The sequence below is a fragment of the Aeromonas finlandensis genome (assembly GCF_000764645.1).
In the GTDB taxonomy this organism is placed as follows: domain Bacteria; phylum Pseudomonadota; class Gammaproteobacteria; order Enterobacterales; family Aeromonadaceae; genus Aeromonas; species Aeromonas finlandensis.
Genome location: NZ_JRGK01000032.1, coordinates 26,593 through 48,079 on the forward strand (window position 1 = coordinate 26,593; position 21,487 = coordinate 48,079).

The 21,487-nt window shown below is 58.6% G+C and carries 22 protein-coding genes; 9 read left to right on the forward strand and 13 right to left on the reverse strand.

Going from position 1 to position 21,487, the window contains the following annotated elements; genetic code table 11:
* Nucleotides 1-96 precede the first annotated feature (96 nt).
* The 3 genes from LD28_RS0104285 to LD28_RS0104295 form a co-directional block, all read right to left on the reverse strand.
* The gene (locus LD28_RS0104285; protein ID WP_033135782.1) at nt 97-732 is read right to left on the reverse strand and encodes an SDR family oxidoreductase; all 636 of its coding nucleotides are present in this window, start codon (nt 730-732) and stop codon (nt 97-99) included.
* Nucleotides 733-866: 134 nt separating this feature from the next.
* Nucleotides 867-1,721 (reverse strand): DnaA ATPase domain-containing protein, encoded by an 855-nt coding sequence (locus LD28_RS0104290; RefSeq protein ID WP_033135783.1) that lies wholly within the window; start codon nt 1,719-1,721, stop codon nt 867-869.
* A gap of 71 nt (nt 1,722-1,792) precedes the next feature.
* Nucleotides 1,793-2,491, reverse strand: coding sequence for a DnaT-like ssDNA-binding domain-containing protein (locus tag LD28_RS0104295; RefSeq protein ID WP_033135845.1), 699 nt, complete (start codon nt 2,489-2,491; stop codon nt 1,793-1,795).
* Between the two features lie 319 nt (nt 2,492-2,810).
* Here LD28_RS0104295 and LD28_RS0104300 point away from each other — a divergent pair, with 319 nt between their 5' ends.
* A complete protein-coding gene (locus tag LD28_RS0104300; protein ID WP_033135784.1) occupies nt 2,811-3,782 on the forward strand; it encodes a response regulator in 972 nt (323 codons plus the stop codon).
* A 74-nt stretch (nt 3,783-3,856) separates the two neighbouring features.
* On the opposite strand, the gene LD28_RS0104305 is transcribed toward LD28_RS0104300, so the two are convergent.
* The 5 genes from LD28_RS0104305 to LD28_RS0104325 all read right to left on the reverse strand — a co-directional run bounded on the left by LD28_RS0104305 (nt 3,857) and on the right by LD28_RS0104325 (nt 10,611).
* A complete protein-coding gene (locus LD28_RS0104305; protein ID WP_033135785.1) occupies nt 3,857-5,254 on the reverse strand; it encodes a peptide MFS transporter in 1,398 nt (465 codons plus the stop codon).
* Nucleotides 5,255-5,467: 213 nt separating this feature from the next.
* Nucleotides 5,468-6,379 (reverse strand): UTP--glucose-1-phosphate uridylyltransferase GalU, encoded by a 912-nt coding sequence (gene galU, locus LD28_RS0104310; protein WP_033135786.1) that lies wholly within the window; start codon nt 6,377-6,379, stop codon nt 5,468-5,470.
* Between the two features lie 96 nt (nt 6,380-6,475).
* Nucleotides 6,476-6,796, reverse strand: a complete 321-nt coding sequence (locus LD28_RS0104315) for a ComEA family DNA-binding protein (RefSeq protein ID WP_033135787.1) — start codon at nt 6,794-6,796, stop codon at nt 6,476-6,478.
* 376 nt (nt 6,797-7,172) lie between these two features.
* On the reverse strand, nt 7,173-9,353 hold the full coding sequence (gene pta / locus LD28_RS0104320; protein ID WP_033135788.1) for a phosphate acetyltransferase: 2,181 nt from the start codon (nt 9,351-9,353) through the stop codon (nt 7,173-7,175).
* A 55-nt stretch (nt 9,354-9,408) separates the two neighbouring features.
* Nucleotides 9,409-10,611: an acetate kinase gene (locus LD28_RS0104325; RefSeq protein ID WP_033135789.1), complete on the reverse strand. Its 1,203-nt coding sequence runs from the start codon at nt 10,609-10,611 to the stop codon at nt 9,409-9,411.
* 304 nt (nt 10,612-10,915) lie between these two features.
* Here LD28_RS0104325 and yfbV point away from each other — a divergent pair, with 304 nt between their 5' ends.
* Nucleotides 10,916-11,356 (forward strand): terminus macrodomain insulation protein YfbV, encoded by a 441-nt coding sequence (gene yfbV, locus LD28_RS0104330; protein ID WP_005339116.1) that lies wholly within the window; start codon nt 10,916-10,918, stop codon nt 11,354-11,356.
* A gap of 59 nt (nt 11,357-11,415) precedes the next feature.
* Here the strand turns inward: yfbV and LD28_RS0104335 are convergent, their stop codons facing one another.
* The 3 genes from LD28_RS0104335 to LD28_RS0104345 form a co-directional block, all read right to left on the reverse strand.
* On the reverse strand, nt 11,416-11,916 hold the full coding sequence (locus tag LD28_RS0104335; protein WP_005341125.1) for a YfbU family protein: 501 nt from the start codon (nt 11,914-11,916) through the stop codon (nt 11,416-11,418).
* Nucleotides 11,917-12,079: 163 nt separating this feature from the next.
* A complete protein-coding gene (gene bcp, locus LD28_RS0104340; RefSeq protein ID WP_005358255.1) occupies nt 12,080-12,544 on the reverse strand; it encodes a thioredoxin-dependent thiol peroxidase in 465 nt (154 codons plus the stop codon).
* Between the two features lie 24 nt (nt 12,545-12,568).
* Nucleotides 12,569-13,102 carry a glycine cleavage system transcriptional repressor gene (locus LD28_RS0104345; RefSeq protein WP_033135790.1) on the reverse strand — a complete coding sequence of 178 codons (534 nt, stop codon included), beginning with the start codon at nt 13,100-13,102 and terminating at the stop codon, nt 12,569-12,571.
* Nucleotides 13,103-13,306: 204 nt separating this feature from the next.
* Between LD28_RS0104345 and dapA the strand changes: the two genes are divergently transcribed.
* The 3 genes from dapA to LD28_RS0104360 all read left to right on the forward strand — a co-directional run bounded on the left by dapA (nt 13,307) and on the right by LD28_RS0104360 (nt 16,586).
* Nucleotides 13,307-14,194 carry a 4-hydroxy-tetrahydrodipicolinate synthase gene (dapA, locus tag LD28_RS0104350; RefSeq protein WP_033135791.1) on the forward strand — a complete coding sequence of 296 codons (888 nt, stop codon included), beginning with the start codon at nt 13,307-13,309 and terminating at the stop codon, nt 14,192-14,194.
* Nucleotides 14,187-15,314, forward strand: coding sequence for an outer membrane protein assembly factor BamC (gene bamC / locus LD28_RS0104355; RefSeq protein ID WP_033135792.1), 1,128 nt, complete (start codon nt 14,187-14,189; stop codon nt 15,312-15,314). The genes dapA and bamC overlap by 8 nt, the downstream gene beginning before the upstream one ends.
* A 168-nt stretch (nt 15,315-15,482) precedes the next feature.
* Nucleotides 15,483-16,586, forward strand: a complete 1,104-nt coding sequence (locus tag LD28_RS0104360; RefSeq protein ID WP_033135793.1) for a phosphoribosylaminoimidazolesuccinocarboxamide synthase — start codon at nt 15,483-15,485, stop codon at nt 16,584-16,586.
* 127 nt (nt 16,587-16,713) lie between these two features.
* Here the strand turns inward: LD28_RS0104360 and LD28_RS0104365 are convergent, their stop codons facing one another.
* Nucleotides 16,714-17,316 (reverse strand): short chain dehydrogenase, encoded by a 603-nt coding sequence (locus LD28_RS0104365; protein WP_033135794.1) that lies wholly within the window; start codon nt 17,314-17,316, stop codon nt 16,714-16,716.
* Nucleotides 17,317-17,413: 97 nt separating this feature from the next.
* On the opposite strand from LD28_RS0104365, the gene LD28_RS0104370 reads away from it, so the two are divergent.
* The 4 genes from LD28_RS0104370 to LD28_RS0104385 all read left to right on the forward strand — a co-directional run bounded on the left by LD28_RS0104370 (nt 17,414) and on the right by LD28_RS0104385 (nt 20,331).
* Nucleotides 17,414-18,313, forward strand: a complete 900-nt coding sequence (locus LD28_RS0104370; protein ID WP_033135795.1) for a LysR family transcriptional regulator — start codon at nt 17,414-17,416, stop codon at nt 18,311-18,313.
* Between the two features lie 71 nt (nt 18,314-18,384).
* The gene (locus LD28_RS0104375; protein ID WP_033135796.1) at nt 18,385-19,023 is read left to right on the forward strand and encodes a DUF2057 domain-containing protein; all 639 of its coding nucleotides are present in this window, start codon (nt 18,385-18,387) and stop codon (nt 19,021-19,023) included.
* Between the two features lie 73 nt (nt 19,024-19,096).
* Nucleotides 19,097-19,543, forward strand: coding sequence for an HIT domain-containing protein (locus LD28_RS0104380; protein WP_033135797.1), 447 nt, complete (start codon nt 19,097-19,099; stop codon nt 19,541-19,543).
* Nucleotides 19,544-19,632: 89 nt separating this feature from the next.
* Nucleotides 19,633-20,331, forward strand: a complete 699-nt coding sequence (locus LD28_RS0104385) for a DUF3334 family protein (RefSeq protein ID WP_033135798.1) — start codon at nt 19,633-19,635, stop codon at nt 20,329-20,331.
* A 65-nt stretch (nt 20,332-20,396) separates the two neighbouring features.
* Here the strand turns inward: LD28_RS0104385 and LD28_RS0104390 are convergent, their stop codons facing one another.
* On the reverse strand, nt 20,397-21,395 hold the full coding sequence (locus LD28_RS0104390) for a DUF2860 family protein (RefSeq protein WP_033135799.1): 999 nt from the start codon (nt 21,393-21,395) through the stop codon (nt 20,397-20,399).
* Nucleotides 21,396-21,487: the final 92 nt, after the last annotated feature.

Below are 21,487 nucleotides of genomic sequence, written 5' to 3' on the forward strand. Positions count from 1 at the left end.
GCGCGCGTGAGATGGCGTGTGCGGTAAAGCGAAAACGGTCAGCCCAAGGGCTGACCGTTTTGTTATGTGGTGGGGTTAAGCGGTTTTACTGCTGCTTTAGCCGCGCTGGAGCGTGGGATCGCCGATGGCGTAGATCTGCCCCACCGCGGTCTCATCTGCCAGCAGGCGCAGCCCTTGGGCGGCCACATCGGCGCGGCGTACCAGTCCATGTACCTCCTTGCCCTGACTCAGCTCGGCGCGGCCGGTGGCGTCGCCATCCTGCAGGCCCGCCGGGCGCAGAATGGTCCACGCGAGGGGGCTGGTCTGCAGCCAGCTCTCCGCCAGACTCTTGAGGCGCACTTCGTGGCCGAAGGCGGCGCGGGCCCGCTCCGGCAAATATTGCCAGCTGTCGCCACAGCCGAGAGAGGTGACCAGCAGCAGCCGTTTCAGATCTGCCTGCTCCATGGCATCGATCACATGACGGTTGCCCTGGTAGTCCACCGGCGCTGCCTGACGGAAGCTGCCGAGGGTAGAGATGACCTGTGCATCTTGTCCTGCTGCAATGCAGGCCTGCTGCACCGCAGCCGGATCCAGCGCATCCCCTTCGATCACCTCAACTCCCAGTGCGCCCAGTTCCGTGGCCATCTCGGGGCTGCGCACCAGCGCTACCACCCGGTGACCCTCGCTCAAGGCATGGTGAGTAAAGGCGCGGCCCAGCCCGCGGCTGGCTCCGAAAATCAGTGTGGTTGTCATAGCTGAGCTCCCTTGGCAAAAGGGGCTAGCCTAGTGGCTTGTTCGCTCGCTGTAAATGAGAGTTGTTTCTATTGGTGAACTGACAGGAAGGAGAGGGTACGAGCCGCCAGCGACTCGCACCCGCGGAGAGGGGATCAGCCGTTGTAGTTGCCGATGCTGGGGCGACGGCTGGGACCGCTCAGATGGATATCCACCGGATTGAACGCCTTGATCGCCTCATAGCTGAAATCACCGATCGCCTGATGCAGGCTCTGGGGCGTGTGGTTGGTGATGATGATGACGCTCTTTGACAGGTTGCGACGGCGGCGCAGCAGGTGGCCGAGGAAGCTGGACTGGCTCTCCGCCATCTTGGCGCGGTTGGCCGATACCTCGTCTATGATCAGCAGATCCACCTCTTCCAGCGCGCGGCGGTACTGGTTGCGCTCATCCTGATCGGGGATCACGTTGAAGAAGAGGCGATCGACGATGGAGGCCCACTGCTGGAAGATCACCGATTTCTGGTGAAGTTCGATCAGCTCGTGTGCCACCGCGCCCGCCAGCGTTGACTTGCCGGTGCCGTAGTCGCCGTAGATGAGCATGCAGCCGCCACCGCTCTTCTCCCAGTGCTCGAAGCCGCTGATAAAGTAACGGGCGGTTTCGATGGGATACTGCAGCGCCGGGTCTGTGGCATCCATCTTGGCGAACACCCAGTCGGGGTTGAGGTCGGCCTGGGCGATCAGCTTCTGGATCCGCTCCTGACGGGCTGCCTTCTGCAGCTCGCGCACCTCGGCGTTGGCCTTGGCGTCGTACTCCTTGCGCAGGGTCTCGTAGTCATAGTGGCCGCCGCCGGTCTCGGCCTGCAGGCGACGAATACGCTCCAGCAGACCGCCTACGTGCTTGCTCAATTCGGGATCGTGAACCCGATGATCCTGCTTGGCTTTGGCGATTCTTTTGCGCTTGGCTTCGATCTCTTCCAGCTCCTGGCGCAGGGGATCTTGCGGGTCAGTCATGGAATGCTCCTTCTGCTCGATCAGGGATGGGTAGACAAGGGGTTGATTTTGCCTGCAGGCGGGGGCCGCTATCAATCATTATCCGGCTCCTGCTGCGGTGCGGGTTCTTGCGTTTGCTGTTGGGCCAGTCGCTTGGCCTCTTCGATCATCTGCTGGGCCCGTTTGCTGGGGCCTGACTCTGCCGGGGCAGGAGTCACCTGCTGGTAGCCCTGCACCTCCATCGGTTTGCGACGGGTATAGCGGCGGGTCTTGAGGGCGCGAATGAACTTGAGCATCCATTGATGCTGGGAGTCGAACACTTCGGGGCGCCCCAGCCAGTAGGCGATAAACTCCCCCAGATCCTCTTCGCTGTAGCTGGCATCGATCACCCCGCACAGGCGGGCGAGGGTAGGTAGCTCCTCGTCCGGTCGCCATTGCAGATGCATCTGGAAGGGGCGCTCCGGCAGGGGGCTGCGCAGTTTCTGGGTCAGCAGTGGCAACTGGAACGGGCACTGATGGTAGTGCTCACTCTCGGGCTGAGCCTCGACCTGTAGCAGGCCTGCCTCCATCAGTTCATCGAACAGCTCGGTGAGCTGGCGGGCATTGACCTGAAACGAAAAGCCGCAGGGATCGCCCGGGTCGACCACCGCCAGCGCCCGACCCAGCTCGGGATAGTTGAGCCGGGCCAGCTGATTTTCCAGCACCAGTCTGCGCAGCTGCAGGGTATAGAGACTGCGGGCCGGATGGGACAATCTGGGGTGGGCGAGGGCGCTGTATTCGGCTGGGGTCATGGTCTTCTTCACGGGCTGGAGTGGGGGCATTATCCCTTATGGCGTTGGCTTGCACAATTCGCATGGGCAGTGACACCATGGCTAATCCTGACCTATGGCGAAGAGGTGATGCTACAGGGGGCACTGACAATGGATTGAGCCACGCAGTTGCTGTGGCCTCAGCATTAATTAAACCCGGGATATCGCACCATCAGGGCTGTTTCTGAAATCGAAAGTCGGGAGTGCAGTCGATTTTTGACGCAGGGACAGCTACATTCCAGCCGATTTGGTCTAGTCTTATTACTTAAATAACCAATTGACTAATAAGGTTTTTATCAAGATGTCAAAAGCCGGGCTACGGATCCTGGTGGTGGAAGACGAGGCTGTTTTTCGCCACTCGCTAGTCAGTTACCTCGCACGGGACGGGGCAACGGTGTTTCAGGCGGAGGATGGCATTGAAGGGCTTTCGGCGGCGGCGCTTTACCATCCCGACGTGGTGCTGTGCGATCTCAATATGCCCAATATGGATGGGCACGAGGTGATTGCCTGTCTCTCTGCCCGTTATCCCCATATCCCGGTGATCGTCATTTCTGCCCAGAGCACCATGGAGGCCGTGGCCAGCGCGTTGCGTGCCGGTGCGCGCGATTATCTGCTCAAGCCCCTCGAGGATTATGCGCTGGTCGAGCGCAGCATCGAACAGTGCCTCAACGGCAGTGCCAACCGGGCTCAGCAACTGGAGCTGATGGAGCATATCGATTTCTTCAGCGCTCACGACAAGGCGGCCAGCCGCCTGCTGGCGGGGCTCAAGCCACCGGGCTTGCAGGAGTGGGGCCCCTGGCAGGTGACATTCAAGGGGTTGGGGCAGCTGTTTATCCCCGATACCTTCAAGGTGGAGGACAAACTGTTGGTGCTGGTGATGGAACTGCCCATCATGGGAAAAGATGCCGCATTTTGTGGGGCACTGGTGCGCTCCTTGATGAACGTCCCCTATCGCCAGTTTCAGCAGAACGAGAGCCGTTTACTGAGCCAGCCGCACCGGTTGCTCGACTACCTCAACCATCAGTTGATGGCGTCCGGGCTTCGCCACTCTTTTGCCATGGCGGCGCTGCTGTTTGATCAGCACGATGGGCTGGTGTTTGCCAACGCCGGGCTCACCTCTCCCCACTGGCTGATGCGCTCCGGTGGCTTGCCCCTTGGCTTGATGCGCAGCAGCCACTATGCCCTGCACAAGCGCAGCTGGCATGAACCGTTCGCTTTACAATTTCGCAGCGACAGCGGCGGCTCGCTGGATGTGCAGGTTCGCCATCACTGATGCTGCCTGACAACAGGCCAAAACAAACAGGGCGCCCGATGGGCGCCCTGTCTGTTTTTTACAATCCTGACCGTTTAGACGGCGGCAGACTGCAGTTTCTTCTCTTGAGCTTGCGGCTCTTTGGCCGGGCCTTCGGCACCGTGCATCCAGTAGACCAGGCGGTTGGCCATGGTCAGCAGGATCAGGGCGCTCAGTACCGCAGCCAGGGCGATGCCACCGAAGATGGCGATCGGGCCAGCTTCACCAACGAAGGAGCCGATAAAGCCCGCTGCGTAGTTGGCCAGGGCAACGAAGCCAAACCAGGCACCCATCATCAGGGAGGCCAGGCGCAGCGGAGCCAGCTTGGTCACCATGGAGAGGCCGATCGGGGAGAGGCAGAGCTCGCCCAGGGTGTGGAACAGGTAAGCACCTACCAGCCAGAACATGGAGGTCTTGACGGTCTGGTCACCACCTTGCTGCAGCACGGCACCGACCATGAACAGGAAGCCGACAGCCAGGAACAGCAGACCCATGGCGAACTTGACCGGAGAGTTCGGCTCTTTCTTGCCGAGCTTGATCCAGATGGCAGCCACGATCGGGGCCAGAGTGATAATGAAGAAGGGGTTCAGGGACTGGAACCAGGCGGTCGGCACTTCGAAGTTGCCGATCATGCGGTCGGTATACTCCTGGGTGTAGAGGTTCATCAGACCACCGGCTTGCTCGAAGCCAGCCCAGAAGATGATGGTGAACAGACCCAGTACCAGGATGACCTTGATGCGATCCACTTCCTGCTTGGTCAGCGGTGCTTTCTGCTCGGTAGTACGCAGAGCAGCTGCACGCTGGGCGGCTGTGACGCGACCGATGTTACCCAGGAAACGCTGGGCCATGGTGGCCTGGATCACCAGGGAGAGCAGCATACCGATACCGGCGCCGACGAAGGCAGCTTGCCAGCCGTAGGCAGTGGCGGCAGCACCACAGATCACGCCTGCCAGCAAGGAACCCAGGTTGATGCCCATGTAGAAGATGGTGAAGGCACCATCACGACGGTGATCACCCTCTTCATAGAGGTCACCCACCATGGTGGAGATGTTCGGTTTGAACAGGCCGTTACCCACGATCAGCAGTGCGAGACCTGCGTAGAACATGGTGTTGACCATATCCGGGAACATCGCATGGGGCAGTGCCAGGGTGAACTGACCTGCGGCCATCAGCACGGCACCGATCAGGATGGCGCGACGTTGACCCAGGAAGGTGTCAGCCAGCCAGCCGCCGATCAGCGGAGTGATATAAACCAGACCGGTATAGATACCGTAGAGTTTGAGGGCATCTGCCTGACTCCAGCCCAGACCGCCGTTGGCAGTCAGGTCAGTCAGATAGAGCACCAGCACGGCACGCATGCCGTAATAGGAGAATCTCTCCCACAGTTCGGTACTAAAGAGCAAAAAAAGCCCTTTAGGGTGACCTAAAAAGGTCCCTTTTGACGGGTTATTCATTGGAACTTCCACCTGTGTCTTATATTTTTTTGAGTTTTTTATGCAAGGGCGAGAAACACGCCTCAATCCTTATAGAGCATGTGTGAATAAATTACAACATTATGATTTGCTGAGAGTTTATTTGGTATTGATTGATTTTTTGTTGCGTAAATGAAAAAAGAGCATCATTTGATGCTCTTTGAATACGTCTATAAAAAACAGATTTATCAGTGATTACAACTGCTTGACGAACTGCTTCAGCCAGCCGATGAATTCACCGTTCAGTTCGTGATGGCGTACGGCATATTCCACGTTGGCTTTCATATAGCCGAGCTTGCTGCCGCAATCGTGGCTTTTGCCCTTCATGAAGTAGGCGTTGACCTGCTCCTGCTCCATCAGCATGGCGATGGCGTCGGTAAGCTGTATCTCGTCACCGGCACCGGCCGGGGTCTTCTCCAGCAGCGGCCAGATATTGGAGGAGAGGACGTAACGACCCACCACCGCCAGATTGGAGGGGGCTTCGTCACGGGGCGGCTTCTCGACAATGGCTTGCATCGGCAGGGACATCCCCTCGCTCAGAGCTTCCCCCTTGATGTCGGCGATGCCGTACTTGTCCACTTCGCTCTCGGGAACCGCTTCCACCATGATCTGGCTGATCTGGTTCTCTTCGTACATGTGCACCATCTCGGCCAGGTTGTCCTGCTTGAGGTTGCTGGCGACGTCGTCGATCAGTACATCCGGCAGCAGCACGGCGAAGGGATTGTCACCGATTAGCGGACGAGCGCACAGTACTGCATGACCCAGCCCTTTGGCCTCGCCCTGACGGACGTGCATGATGGTGACGTCTTTCGGGCAGATCTGTTGCACCTCTTCCAGCAGCTGACGCTTGACCCGCTTCTCGAGGGTTGCTTCCAGCTCGAAGCTCTTGTCGAAGTGGTTTTCGATGGAGTTCTTACTGGAGTGAGTGACCAGAATGATCTCCTTGATCCCGGCTGCGATGGCTTCGCGCACCACATACTGGATCAACGGTTTGTCGACCACCGGCAGCATCTCTTTCGGGATGGCCTTGGTGGCAGGGAGCATACGGGTACCCAGACCGGCTACCGGGAGTACGGCCTTGCGAACAACGAGAGGAGTCTTTTTCATGGAAAACTATCCAGCGGGATTAAAGTGCGGCCATGATACTCCAAGAAAAATGGGGCAGCCACAGGCAGCCCCATTTGCACATGCAGTGCTCGGACGTTATTTGACGATGATCATGTCACGGTTGGCATCCAGGGTTGCTGGACCAATGCCGCTGACATCAGCCAGTTGATCGACCGAGGTGAACTTTCCCTGCTTTTCACGATAATCGACGATGGCTTGTGCCTTCTTGTCGCCGATTCCTTTCAGGTTGGTAAGCTCGGCAAGGGTCGCCGTATTGATATTAATTTTGCCGCTCTCCTTGGCAGCAGTCGCTGTGGTGGTCTGTTTGGGCGCTGTTTTATCCGTCGCCAACGAGGGTTGGCTGAACAGGGGCAAGCAGGCCAGCAGCATGACTGCAGAGAGTTTCTTCATCAGCATTTCCATTCCTCCATGATGTGGATGTTGCCGAGTGGCCTATTGACGAATAGCGTATCGAACGGGTCTTTTTTACTGCAATTTTTAGCAGGTCAGATCGCCATGCCGATGGTGGGATATTTGCTATAAGCGTTCCGTGATGAATCCCATCTATATCCAACCTTATGATCTTTAATGTGTTTTACATGCATCATTGATGTGGCTAGCACGGTTCATTATGACTCTCTGCTCAAGTCGTTGCTGGCGCGCCGCATGGCATTATTCTGCGCAACACTGAGTTGATGGCATGTTTAACTGGTCTTCAAAAGAGAACCAATAAAAAAGGCTGCTCACCTTGGGTGAGCAGCCTTTGTGATCGGTTTTTTCAGGCTAGAGCTGATTAGGCTTGTTCGTCAGCCTGAGCAGCCTGGATACCGGTCAGGGCGATGGTGTAGACGATGTCGTCAACCAGGGCGCCACGGGAGAGGTCGTTGACCGGCTTGCGCATGCCTTGCAGCATCGGGCCGATGGAGACCAGGTCAGCGGAACGCTGTACCGCTTTGTAAGTGGTGTTACCGGTGTTCAGGTCAGGGAAGACGAACACGGTGGCTTTACCGGCAACCGGTGAGTTCGGTGCCTTGGACTTGGCCACGTTCTCCATGATGGCCGCATCGTACTGCAGCGGGCCGTCGATGATGAGGTCGGGGCGCTTGGCCTTGGCCAGCTCGGTCGCTTCACGCACTTTCTCTACATCGGCACCGGCGCCAGAGGTACCGGTAGAGTAGGAGATCATGGCAACGCGCGGCTCGATGCCGAAAGCGGCAGCAGAGTCGGCGGACTGGATAGCGATCTCGGCCAGCTGCTCGGCAGTCGGATCCGGGTTGATCGCGCAGTCACCGTAGACCAGAACCTGGTCAGGCAGCAGCATGAAGAAGATGGAGGAGATCAGGGAAGAGCCCGGAGCGGTCTTGATGATCTGCATCGGCGGACGGATGGTGTTGGCAGTGGTGTGCACCGCACCGGATACCAGGCCGTCAACTTCATTGCGCTCCAGCATCATGGTACCCAGTACCACGTTGTCTTCCAGCTGCTCGCGAGCAACCACTTCGGTCATGCCCTTGTTCTTGCGCAGCTCGACCAGACGCGGCACATAGCGCTCGCGAACAACGGCCGGATCGATGATCTCGACGCGATCGGTCAGAACCACACCCTGCTGCTCAGCAACACGACGGATCTCTTCCGGGTTACCCAGCAGCACCGGACGGGCAATGCCACGCTCGGCACAGATGGCGGCAGCCTTGATGGTGCGCGGCTCGTCGCCTTCCGGCAGCACGACACGCTTGTTGGCCTGACGGGCCAGCTCGGTCAGCTGATAACGGAATGCTGGCGGGCTCAGACGACGGGAACGGGTCGAGCTGACAGTCAGCGACTCGATCCAGTGCTTGTCGATGTGGCCAGCCACATAGTCCTGCACCAGCTCGATACGCTCGCGGTCATCTTCCGGAATATCGACGTTGAAGTTCTGCAGGCTGACGGCGGTCTGCCAGGTGTTGGTACCGGTCATCATGATCGGCAGGCCGGTGGCCATGGCCTGTTGGCACAGAGCCATCACTTGCGGTTCCGGATGGTAGTTACCGGTCAGCAGCAGGGCACCCAGCTTGACGCCGTTCATGGCGGAGAGGCAGGCAGAGACGATGACGTCAGAGCGGTCGCCAGAGGTGACCAGCAGGCTACCCGGACGGAAGTGCTCAACCATGTTGTGGATGGAGCGGGCACAGAAGGTCACGGTCTGCAGACGACGGCTGTCCAGCTCACCCTTGTGCAGGATCTTGGCAGCCAGATGCTTGGCGAGATCCTTGGCGCGCGGGGCGATCAGCTGAGTGTTCCAGGGGATGCAACCCAGGATGCGCAGCGGGCTCTTGCCGAATACTTGCAGCACTTCCAGGTTGTGGGCAGCGTCAGAAGCGTGGTGATGGGCTTCGAACATCTCGGTCAGGTCAGGGCGGGTTACGCCGTGCTCGTCAACCGGCGCGCCAACCTTGTTGATCACGCAACCAACGATACGGGGGTTGTTGACACCACCGAAGTTGGAGCAGGCCAGCTCGATGCGCTCTTTCAGCTTCTGGCTGGAGTCATGGCCCGGATGGGTCACGAATACCATGTCGGCGTCCAGCGCCTTGGCAACGTCGTAGTTCAGCTTGTTGGCAAAGGGCTGCTTGTCGGTCGGCACCATACCTTCGACAACCAGCACTTCGGCACCACTGGATTTCACGTGCTCTTCGAAGCGGGCCACGATCTCTTCCAGCAGGATATCGGTGTTGCTGGTGCTGATCATGTTCTCGGCGTAGGAGAGGGTGAACGGCTCGGGCGGATTGATGTTGGCAGCAGCGCGGATAACGGCGGTTGAACGCTCGGCACCGATTTCACCCGGACGCGGCTGGGCGACCGGTTTGAAGAAGCTGACATTGACACCGTGACGTTCCATGGCGCGAACAACGCCAAGACTCACGGAAGTTACGCCGACACCAGTGCCGACTGGGATAAGCATAATAGTGCGTGCCACTTTATACCCCTTGTTCATTTTTTGGGATCAGGAAAAGGCCGCCCTGGTGGGCGGCCTCGAGTTACTGCGTCAATTAAGCGCCGACCAGTTCCAGCGCGTCGTGGGCGATAACCCACTCTTCATTGGTCGGGATAACCAGGGCTTTGGTAGAGCCGGCCTTGGTGATCTCGCCACCCTTGCCGAAGCGGGCAGCCAGGTTGGCGTCGTGATCAACGTCAAAGCCCAGCAGACCCAGCTTGTTCAGGGTGATTTCACGGATAGGTGCGGAGTTTTCACCGATACCACCGGTGAAGACGACGGCGTCCAGACGACCATCCATGGCGGCGGCGTAGGCACCGATGTACTTGGCCAGGCGGTAGCAGTAAACGTCCATGGCACGCTTGGCTTCTTCTTTGCTGTCGTAGTTGTCTTCAACGAAACGGCAGTCGGAGGTGACTTCGGTCAGACCCTGCAGGCCGGACTCTTTGGTCAGCATGGTGTTGATATCGGCAACGCTCATGCCCAGCTTGTCGTGCAGGAAGAAGATGATGGCCGGGTCCAGATCGCCGGAGCGGGTACCCATGACCAGGCCTTCCAGCGGGGTCAGACCCATGGAGGTATCAACAGACTTGCCGTTCTTGATGGCGCAGACGGAACCGCCGTTGCCCAGGTGGCAGTTGATGATGTTCAGCTCTTCAACCGGCTTGTTCAGCTGCTTGGCAGCTTCCAGGCTGATGTAGTAGTGGCTGGTGCCGTGAGCGCCGTAGCGACGGATGCCGTTCTCTTTGTAGAGCTTGTACGGCAGGGCGTACAGGAAAGCTTCTTCCGGCATGGACTGGTGGAACGCGGTATCGAATACAGCCACGTTCTTGTCAGCCAGAGCCGGGAATATGCGGCGCGCTTCACGGATACCGATCAGGTGAGCCGGGTTGTGCAGCGGGGCGTACGGAACAGCGGCTTCGATGCCGGCAATCACGTCTTCGCAGATGACTACGGAAGAGGTGAAGCGCTCGCCACCGTGAACAACACGGTGACCGATGGCGATCAGGTTTTTGGACAGTTCCGGATTGAGCGGCAGGATCTTGTTGACGATGAAGTCCAGCGCTTCCTGGTGAGCGGCACCCGCGCCCAGATCGGCACTGCCTTTCTCGCCATTCAGTTTCCACTTGATGCGGGCGTCGTCGAGGTTGAAGCACTCGGCCAGGCCGGACAGCAGGTCATCACCGGTGGTTGCGTCAATGACAGCAAACTTCAGGGAAGAGCTGCCACAGTTAAGAACAAGAACCAGCTTACTCATGAATAAATCCTATCGCAGATTGGGTTGTGTAGGCGGATGCGTTGGACGCGGTGCGTCCAAAAACTTTCAACTTATCCTTATGAGGGTTGGCAATCTGTTGCTTGCCCCTTGTATAGTGATACAAGACCCGAAATCCAGACGTCCCTGACAGGTCAATAGCAAGAAGCTTTTGACGCAAAAATGGGCGTACAAAGGATAACCCGATTGTTGAAAAATAACAAAGTCATCCTCAACCTTTGTTACTTTGCATCAAATTTTGTCGAGGTTTTGCCGTTGGTACGTTCAAAAAGCGCTCGGAGGTAGTATGAGCATGAACATTTTTGGAACTAAGTTACAGCAAGGCCGCCATTATATGACGCTTTGGCCGCGCCGTCCCGAGCTCAATTCGATGTTTCCTGAAAATCGGGTGATCAAGGCAACCGAGTTTGCTCTCAAGGTGATCCCCGCGCTGGCGGTGCTGAGCGTAATGCTGCAGTTCCAGTTTGGCGAGCTGCACTACTGGCCCTCCGTCATCACTTCCGTGCTGTTTCTGCTCAGTTTACCGCTGCAGGGTTACTACTGGCTCGGTCAGCGGGCCGACACCCGTTTGCCCCCTTCGCTGGCGAGCTGGTATCGGGAGATCAACGGCAAGATGAACGAGCAGGGTGGTCGTCGTCAGCTGGTGTCACAACCCCGCTATGAAGAGCTGGCCGATACCCTCAAGGCTGCTTTCCAGCAGCTCGATAAATCCTTTCTCTACGAATAACCCGATTCAGATGCAAAAAGGCGCCAGTGGCGCCTTTTTTGTTGCGGTCGGTGTGCGGATCAGGCCGCCAGTACCTTGCGGATCTCCTGGATGGAGAGCTTGTACTGACGGGGGCACTGACGCCACACCTGCAGCATCCGCTGGTACTTGTCGCGCATGGCGATGTCGCTGGAGAGCTCGTCGCACGGGCATTTGAGCTCGGGGAAGCGCTTGTCCACCTCCAGCAGGAAGCAGACGTAGTCGGCCAGTTCACGCTCCTGACTGCGGCTGTAGCCGTTGAACTCCAGCCGGCTGGCGTTGATCTCGCCCTGATCGGCCGCATCGAGATTGCCCCATGAGATGGCCAGTGCGTGGTGCAGCTCCAGGGTATCGATCACCTCCTGGCAAGTCGCCAAATCCAGATGGCCGAAGCTCTTCTCCAGCTCGAGGATCTGCAGGCAGTAGCCGCGCTCGATGATGGTGCTGGCGCGCTGGTAGACGTCCGCTTTCTCCGGATTGAGTTTCGCCAGAATTTCGTACTGGTTGCTCAGGATCAAACGCTCAGTGTTGCTCATGTTCATGGGATATCTCGCTGGAAGATGATTCTGGGGTCACGTTAACCCATATATAAAATGAATTTTTTGATCTGGGCGGGGGAGTTGGTGAGAAAAATCCGCTGGCAAGGGGCGGCTTGCCAGACAAAAAAGGCCTGCGTGGCAGGCCTTTCAATGACGCAGGGGAGGGTTATCCCTTGAGGAAATCCAGTACCACCTGATGGTGATCGCTGGTTTTGAACTTGTCGAAGTGGTGGGCAATCTTGCCCTCTTCATCGATGAGGAAGCTCTGACGGTGAATGCCGTCATACTCCTTGCCCATGAATTTTTTCGGGCCCCAGACGCCAAAGGCATCGGCGACGGCGTGGTCTTCATCGGCCAGCAGGGTGAAGTTGAGCTGGTCCCGCTCTTCGAACTTTTTCAGTCGTTTGGCCGGGTCCGGGCTGATGCCAAGTACCACCACATTGAGGGCGGCCAGCTCGGCGTTCACATCGCGCAGGCTGCAGGCCTGGGTGGTACAGCCCGGGGTCATCGCCTTGGGATAGAAATAGACCAGCACCTTCTTGCCGCGCAGGCCAGCGAGGCTGACCTGATTGCCATTCTGATCGGGCAGGGAGAAATCGGGGGCGGGGCTGCCAGCTTGTAGTGGTTGCATGGGGTCTCCTCGGGTAAAACGCCTTCAGGCGTGTTTGCGATTGACGATAAACTCGAACGATTCGGCACCCAGTTGACGACAGAAATCGGCGAAGGCGGTTTGCGAACCCTCCACTTCACCCTCTCTGGCCAGATTGAGTTGAAAACTGATCTTCAGCAGGTTGAACGGCTGCTGCTCCAGGGTCATGGATTGCATCGCCTGGATGTTCCAGCCATGTTCGCTGAAGAACTGGGTGCACTGGCTTACGATGCCGGGCTCGTCGCGGATCAACAGGTCGGCACTGGCGCGGACGTCATACTGCAGGGACTGGTGGCGTTCGGTGCGTTTCATCATGGTGATGAGATCCCACTCCTGGCTACGCAGGGGCAGGCTAATTTCGAGTTGCATCATGCTGTTCCAGTCGCCCGAGAGCAGCATGATAAAGGTAAATTCATTGCCGAAGATGCCAAGGCGGCTGTCCACAATGTTGCAACCACAGCCACTGACGTGACGGGTCACTTCATTGACGATGCCAGGCCTGTCCGTGCCGATGGCCGTTACGACCAGGTAGTGAGTCATAAATCTTCTCTCGTCCTTATTTTGTTGTGAAAGCCGCAGTGCTCTGCCAAGCCGCTGGCTCTGTTGACCAATCCCTGGTGCGCTGCCCGAGCTTTCATTTATCACTTTTTGTGTCGGATGGTATCACGACCTGCCCCCTCTCTCCCTTGTTTTTCAAAGGGGTCAGCTTTACCATTACGCCCCTGAAAATCGGGAGAAAAGTCCATGTTACGCGGTAGTATTGTTGCGCTCGTTACCCCCATGCTGGCTTCAGGTGAAGTCGATTGGGCCAGTCTGGCCAGCTTGGTCGACTATCATGTCAGCGCCGGGACCAGCGCTATTGTTGCGGTGGGAACCACAGGGGAATCGGTGACCCTGAGCGAGCAGGAACATATCGCCGTCGTTGAAAAGACCGTTGAGTATGCCGCCGGACGCATTCCCGTCATCGCCGGTTGTGGCTCCAACAATACCGCCCATGCCATTGAATTGACCAAGCGACTGGCCAAAACCGGCGTGGTGGCGGGCCTCTCGGTGACACCCTACTACAACAAACCCACCCAAGAGGGCCTCTATCGCCACTATTGTGCGATCGCCGAGGCTAGTGGTCTGCCCCAAATTCTTTATAATGTCCCCGGTCGCACCTGCTGCGATCTCAAACCGGAGACTGTCGCTCGTCTGGCCAAGGTTCCCGGCATTATCGGTTTGAAAGAGGCAACCGGCGATTTGAACCGCACCCCGCTGCTGCGCGAGCTGTGCGGGCCGGAGTTTGCTCTCTACAGTGGCGACGATGCCACTGGTTGTGATTTTATGCTGCAAGGTGGCGATGGCGTGATTTCTGTCACCACCAATATTGCAGCGGCCCAGATGGCCGACATGTGTCGTGCTGCGCTGGCCGGTGATGCCGGGCAGGCGCATGACATCAACAATCTTTTGATGCCGTTGCACAAGACTCTGTTCTGCGAACCGAGCCCCACCCCGGTGAAATGGGCCTGTGCCCAACTGGGGTTGATTGCAACAGCCACCTTGCGCCTGCCGCTGGTTGACCTCACCCCCGAGGGCGAACAGCTGATGGCGCGAGCACTGACCACAGCGGAGTTGATGGCGAGTGTTTAAATCTAATGGAAAGGGAAATAGAGCCCGTCTGGTGCTGAGCGTTGCGACTGTTGCCGTATTGGCCGGTTGCAGCACCCCCCAGGATCGCAAGATGGCCAACCGGGACTTCGAATATGAAGATGCCCGCCTCGAGGGCCGTGCGTTCTTGATCCCCGCAGGATTGAGCGCCCCCGAGTTCAACAGCCAGTACGATATCCCGCCGCTTCCCGAGCGCAGCCGTGAAGGTGCCCTCGGCGCCAACATCGATGTGCGTCCGCCCGCCCAACTGCTGACCGTGGTACCAGGCAGCCAGGTGGTGACAAATGCCAGTGAACCGACCGTCGCCTTCTATGCCTTGAGCACCAGTCAGAGCGTGGAGCGCGATACCTGGTCGTTCCTGATGAACTTCCTGGCCAAATACAAGGTCACTACCGAGAAGCTGGATCAGCAGGATGGCGTATTGCAGACCGGCTGGTTTGACAACACGGTTGCCCTCGATGGCTGGGGTGAAGATGACGACGATTTCAAAATCCGTCAGCGTTACCAGTTTACCGTGCGTAACGACGAGGCTCGTCATGCCGTCAACATGTCGGTACGGGTGCTGGATCACGAAGAGACCATCGACGGCGAGACCAGCAACAAGCTGACCCCTGCCGATGCCCAGCGTTATGCCGCCCGGGTGCTGAACCAGTTCTCTCTCTATTACGACAGCCAGCTGAAAGCCCGCGAGCAGCACAAGTCCAACGATGGCATGGGCCTGCAGCTGGGTCTGGACAACAACGAGCTGAGCGCCTGGATTGCCGAAGGCTCCTTTGATCAGGTGTGGCGTCGTCTCAATCAGGTGCTGCCAGCCTACGGCTTCATCATCAAGGATACCCAGCAGTCACTGGGCTGGATCGATGTCGAGTACGAAGAGCCGGGCGCCGAGTTCTGGAAGGCGAAAGGGAGCGAGCCGTTCAAACTGGAGGAGGAGAAATTCCGCTTCCAGCTTGGCGAAATGGCGGGAGGCAAGACCTCCATCACCCTGTTCGACAAGGACAAGAAGCCGGTATCGTCCGGGGTTATCTCCCAGATGTATATCAGCCTGTCCGAGGCATTCGCCAAGGGGCTGGCCGATCAGGCAGCAGCAAAAGCAGAATAAATACAGGGGCCTTGTGCCCCTGTTTTGTTATCTGAATCCCCCTGAAAACGCGGGGGATTGTGACCGGTTTTCGATGATGCGAGCCCCCTTGCCAGCCCGTTGCAAACAGAGCGCGCAGGTGAGGGACTCGCGATGTTTACCCCCCACAAACAGGAAGTGTTATTAGCCATGAGTCTTGCAGATCAAGTATTGGCGGTGAATGACGATTTGCCGATCCGTACCGATAAACCTGTCCATTCCGGCAAAGTGCGCAGCGTCTACTGGTTGACCCCCGAAGACAGTGCCCGGCTCATAAAAGAGAAAGGCTATGATGTGCCGGCCGATGCGCCCCTTGCCCTCATGGTGATCAGCGATCGCATCTCGGCCTTCGATTGCATCTGGCAAGGTGTGGATGGCCTGAACGGCGTACCGGGCAAAGGGGCGGCGCTCAACGCCATCTCCAGCCACTGGTTCAAGCTGTTCAAGGAGAAGGGACTGGCTGACAGCCACATTCTGGATATTCCGCACCCCTTCGTCTGGATCGTGCAAAAAGCCCGTCCGGTGATGATCGAGGCGATTGCCCGCCAATACATCACCGGCTCCATGTGGCGTGCCTACAAGGATGGCGAGCGCGAGTTCTGCGGCATCACCCTGCCGGAAGGGCTCAAAAAAGATCAGAAGCTGCCACAGATCCTCATCACCCCCTCCACCAAGGGCGTGCTGAAAGGGCTGGATGGCGTGCCGGAAGCCGATGACGTCAACGTCTCCCGTGCCGATATCGAGCGCCACTATAAAGGCTTTAACTTCAGCAAGCCGGCCGATATCGACCGCTACGAAGTGCTGCTCAAAGAGGGCTTCAACGTTATCAGCGACGCGCTGGCCGGGCTGGATCAGATCTTCGTCGATACCAAGTTCGAGTTTGGTTACGTCCACGATGCCGCGGGTAACGAGAAGCTCATCTACATGGACGAAGTGGGTACCCCCGACAGCTCCCGTATCTGGGATGGCGCCGCCCTGCGCGACGGTCAGATTGTCGAGAAGTCCAAAGAGGGTTTCCGTCAGTGGCTGCTTAACCACTTCCCGGATCCGGACATCCTGCTCAACAAGAACCGCATGTCGGAACGTTTCGCCCTGGCCCGCGACAACAAGCTGCCGACCGAAGTGATGATGGATATCTCCAACACCTACGTCGGGATCGCCGAAAAGATCATCGGCCACAAGCTGGTGCGCTCTGCCAATCCCAAGCAGGAGATCATCGAGGTGCTGCGCGATCAGTACGGTCTGATCGACTAAGGGTTACCCTCTTTTTTGTCATCGAAAAACAAACGTTTGCCGGTGGCGAAGGAGATAGGCAAAGAAACAGACGGGCCCCACTGCGGGGCCCGTTTTTATTGCTGGTCTGGCGACGAGAGGATGGCGATCAGCCGTTGACCTTGAACACCTGACCGGTCTGGATACCCAGCACCGACTTCTTGTAAGCCAGCGCCACCTTGGCGGCGGGCACCGGCACGAAGCCCGGGAAGAAGTCGGCGTATTTGTCCATCGACTCCTCCAGCACGGTGGGGCTCACCACGTTGATGCGAAGGCCCCTGGGCAGTTCGCAGGCGGCGGCTTTCACAAAGTGATCGATGGCGCCGTTGACGGTGCTGGCGCTCACCCCCCAGTTGATGGGCTCCTCGCTCAGGATGCCGCTGATCAGGGTGATGGAGCCCTTGTCAGTCAGATAGGGGATGGCGGCGCGGGTCAGGTTGATCTGGCCCATCAGCTTGCTCTCCAGCCCCACCTGCCACTGCTCGTCGGTCATCTCGGTCAGGCCGTTGAAGGCCACGCTGCCGCTGGCCACCACCAGCGCATCGAACTGGCCCACTTGGGCAAACAGCGCCTTGATGGAGGCGGGATCGCGCATGTCGACCGTAGCATCACCACGGCTGTGGCCGACCCGGATCACCTGATGATCTTTGGCAAGCAGTTCACTGACTGCGGAGCCGACGGTGCCGGAGGCACCCACAATCACAATTTTCATCTGCATCACTCCTGGTTGGGATGTGTTGATTCTAGCGCAACAGAAAGTGCGAAAAAGCGCGTAAAATAAACCCATTGTTTCCATATTGGAGCTAATGATGGATATCGCCCATCTGGCCAGCTTTTATGAAGTGGTGCTGCGAGGCAGTTTCTCTGCCGCCGCCGATACACTGGGGGTCAGCAAGGGGATGCTGAGCCGCCACGTCAGCGCGCTGGAGTCCTCCCTCAATGCGCAACTGCTGCAGCGCACCACCCGTCGCCTCAGCCTGACCGAGGCGGGCAAGACCCTCTATCAGCAGGCGGGGGAGATCTTCGCGCTGGCACGGCAGGCGGAGCAGGATATTCAGGCGCTGACCGAAGAGGATGGCGGCCGCCTCTGTTTCACCTGCCCGGTCAGCACCGGCGATCGCATGGTGAGCGAGCTGCTGGCCAGCTTTGCCGCGCTCTGCCCGGGGGTTGAGGTGGAACTCAATTTCACCAATCAGATGGTCGACATGAGTCAGGGGGAGAACGACATCGCCTTGCGCGCCATGAACGAGGTGCCGGACAATCTGGTGGCCCTGCCGCTGGGTCGGCTCAAGGATGTGGTGGTGGCCAGCCCCGCGCTGGTGGCGCGAGAGGGGCGTCCGGCTACCCCCTACGAGCTGAGCGGGCGCAACTGCCTGTTGCAGGGGAACAATCCGGCCTGGGAGCAGTGGCACTTCATCCGTGAGGGGGAAGAGGCCCACATTCTGGTGCAGGGCAAGGTGCGGGCCAACCACTACAGCACAGTGCTGCAATTGGCTCGCGCCGGGATGGGCTATGCCAAGTGCCCGCTGATGCTGGTGGAGTCTGCTCTGGCGGCGGGGGCGCTGGTGACCATGCTCGACGAGTGGCAGAGCGGCCTGCATCAGCTCCATGTGCTGCACGCTCAGCAGCGGCGAGTGCCGCGCAAGATCCGGCTGTTCAAGCAGGTGCTGGCCCAGTGGTTTGCCGAGCGGCCCCGCTACCTGCTCTGAGCAGCGTTATTTTTCTGTCATCTTCGGCTGCTACCCTGCGCCCATCATCGGCATCAGGAAGATCAGCGGGAATGAAGAGCAATAGAGGGTTGACCGGGTTTGTGCTGCTCTGTGCAGCGTTGTGGGCGGGCAGTGCGCAGGCCGTGGTGGAAGTGAAGGTGCCGGATAATTTTCGCATCCTCGCGGTGAGCAACGGCATTTTGCAGGATGAGCAGCATGCCACCCTGGCAGATGGCGAGCAGCAACTGCTGGTGCGCTTCGAAGGGATTATCCCCAGTCGCAGCAGCAGCGAGAATGACCGGCAGGTACGCTCCGAGCCGCAGGTGGTGCGCTATCAGGGCAGCAATCAGCATGTGCAGCTGACGGCCAGCGTGCCGGGAGACGAGCGGGGGATGCAGGCGTATGCCAAGGCCCCGGTGGTAGGGTTGCAGGAGAGTGGTCGGGCGCTTGCCATCCAGCAGGATGCGCTGGTGACCAGCGGCATCCTGCTGGGGGTGGACTGGAACGGCAAACTGGCGGAATACAACCGCAGCGGTGGCAAGGCGGCGCTGACGGCCGTCGCCGTTGCTGCCCAGCCAGCGGCCACGGTCGCCAGTGGGGCTCAACCACTGGCAGCCAGCGAGCTGGAAGGGCAGTTGCAGCAGCTGTTCCTCAAGGCCGATCCGGCCCTTCGCAAGCGCTTTATCAGTTGGGCCGTGCCGCAGCTTTAAGTTTTTCGTCCGTTGCAGTAACGTGGGCACTCCTTTTTCAGGCGCTCTGTTCATCGTACTCAACGAGGTTTTCATGTTTGAATTGCATTCACGCCTGCAGGCAGATACCCGGCTACTCGGGGATCTGCCCCTCTGCCGCGTCTTGCTAGCCAAAGATAGCCAGTACCCCTGGCTCATTCTGGTGCCGCGAGTGGCTAACCTGCGGGAAATTCACCATCTGGCGCCGGAGCAGCAGCAACAGCTGATGCAGGAGTCCTGCGCCGTCGCCACCCTGATGGAGCAGGCCCTCAGCCCGGACAAGATCAACATCGGGGCGCTGGGCAATCTGGTGCCGCAACTCCATCTTCACCATGTCGCCCGCTTTGCGACGGATCGCGCCTGGCCCGGCCCCATCTGGGGAGCTCATCCGGCCGTGCCTTATGACGCTCACGTTCTGGCCCAGCAGGCCGATACATGGCGTGCCCGGCTCGCCAAGCTCAGTGGTTTCACCCCGGAGGCTGCTGATAACGGGGTCAACTGAGAGTCTCGTCGCTATTTCAGTCTCCGGGCCGTGTCATCTGTTAGAGTTATGGTATAGATAAGCCCATTTTCTATGTTCAGGAAGGTCCCATGATAGTGACAAGATCCGATGACGATGCCGTATTGACCACAGAGGATGTGCTGCTCAGTCTGTGCAACTCGGTGACGGACGTCTTGAGTGCCGCGACCATGAGTCAGGTGCGCTTTTCCGGCATGGTGCAGCGGATCAGCAAGACCTGCCTCAAGCCCGATATCGGCTGTTTCGTGCTGTTTGATGGCGGTTTTTCCGGTCTGGTGGTGATCAACTTCTCCGCTGCTGCCGCCATGGAGCTGTACGAGAGCTACATGCTCAGCATGGGACTCTCCAAGGAGGATCTCGCTATCTCCCACACCTCTGACGAGGTGAGCAACGTGATGGGCGAGCTGATGAACCAGATCGTCGGCAGCTTCACCGTCAAGGTGGGCCGCGATTTGCAAACCCACATCACCCAGAACCAGCCGAAGATGCTGGCCCTCAACAAGCAGGTGATGCTGAGCGTCGATACCAATCTCGACAGGCCGGAGTCCCGCCGGGTCACCTTCTTTACCGCCCGCAACAACATCTTCTATCTCGAGCTGGCGATGGACAAAACCGAGTTCATTCGCATCCACAGTGAGGGAATGGACGAGGAGGAGCTGGATCCTGATGCCTTGATCGCCCAAGCCAAGCAGAATGCCGCCAAGCCGGTTCAGGCTGCGGCCCCGGTCGCCAACGATCACGACGATCTGCTCGATTCCCTCGGGATTTGAGACGCAAGCCAGAGAGCAGCAAGGCCACCCTCGGGTGGCCTTGTGCTTTTCCTGTTGACTCCGGACTAGAAGTTGTAGAGCAGGCCGGTGCTGAAGCGGGTGGCTTGTGAGTCGTAGAAACTGATATCCGAGCTGGATTTGGCATACGCCGCACTGGCGGTGGCCGAGAGGGCGCTGACGCCAAACAGGTTGTGCCAGAAGAAGATGGCGTTCGCTGCAAACTCGTCGGCATCGGCGTACTGGCCAAAGAGGGGGTTGGCCTCGTCATAGCTGCTCTGGCCGAGGTAGAGGTTGCTGACAAACGACCACTGGGCGCCTCGCTTGGCATAAGTCAGCTGCATGCCGCTCTGCTTGTAGCGCTGGGCGCTGCCATCGAGATCCGCATCGCGATAGATCAGTGCAGGCTCCAGCTGTTGGCCGGGAGCAAAACGCCACTGATAGGAGAGTTCGAGGGCGTGGATCTTGCCATTGCGATCGAGGGTCGAGGCGTAGCTGGTGTGGTGGATGGCATCGTACTGTTGGCCGCTGCGCTCTTCATCCACATCGATATTGCGGGTGGTCAGGCTGCCGTTGAAGTTGCTGCCCCAGATATTGTCCCAGCTTGCCCGCACGCCGGTCGAGTTGATATCGGTCGAGCTGCGGGCAGCCCCCACGGCAAACGGATCGCTCCACTGCTCGGTTGGCATGGCGCTGAACACCAGCGAGCCACCGACAATCCCCTTGTCCCCCAGCTCCTGCCGCAGCCCCAGCTGCTGGGTGAAGTCGAAGCGAATGGCATCCTGGATCAGGTTGCCGAGGAAAATTTGGGTGCGGGTATCGGCAAAGGTGTAGCGAATATCGGCATTGATGAGCGGGGTGACGGCGGCGCTGCTCTCTGGACTGCCCAGACTGGAGAGGGTGCTGTGGTCATCGTCACCGCTGTAGAAGTTGGATTCGTAGTTGACGACATTGATGCCGCCCAGCAGAAAACCGGACCAGCCTGACTCTTTGGGGATGCTCCCCAAATCGGCATGAGCACTGTTGGCAACCAGCAGGCCAAGGCCAAGCAGAGGGATATAACGCATCGGGTGTGGGCTCCTGAACAATCTGTATCGGGTAGTGGGCTGTGGGTGCAACGCAACTGATATTCGCCAATCAGTTCACAGAATCGTGACGC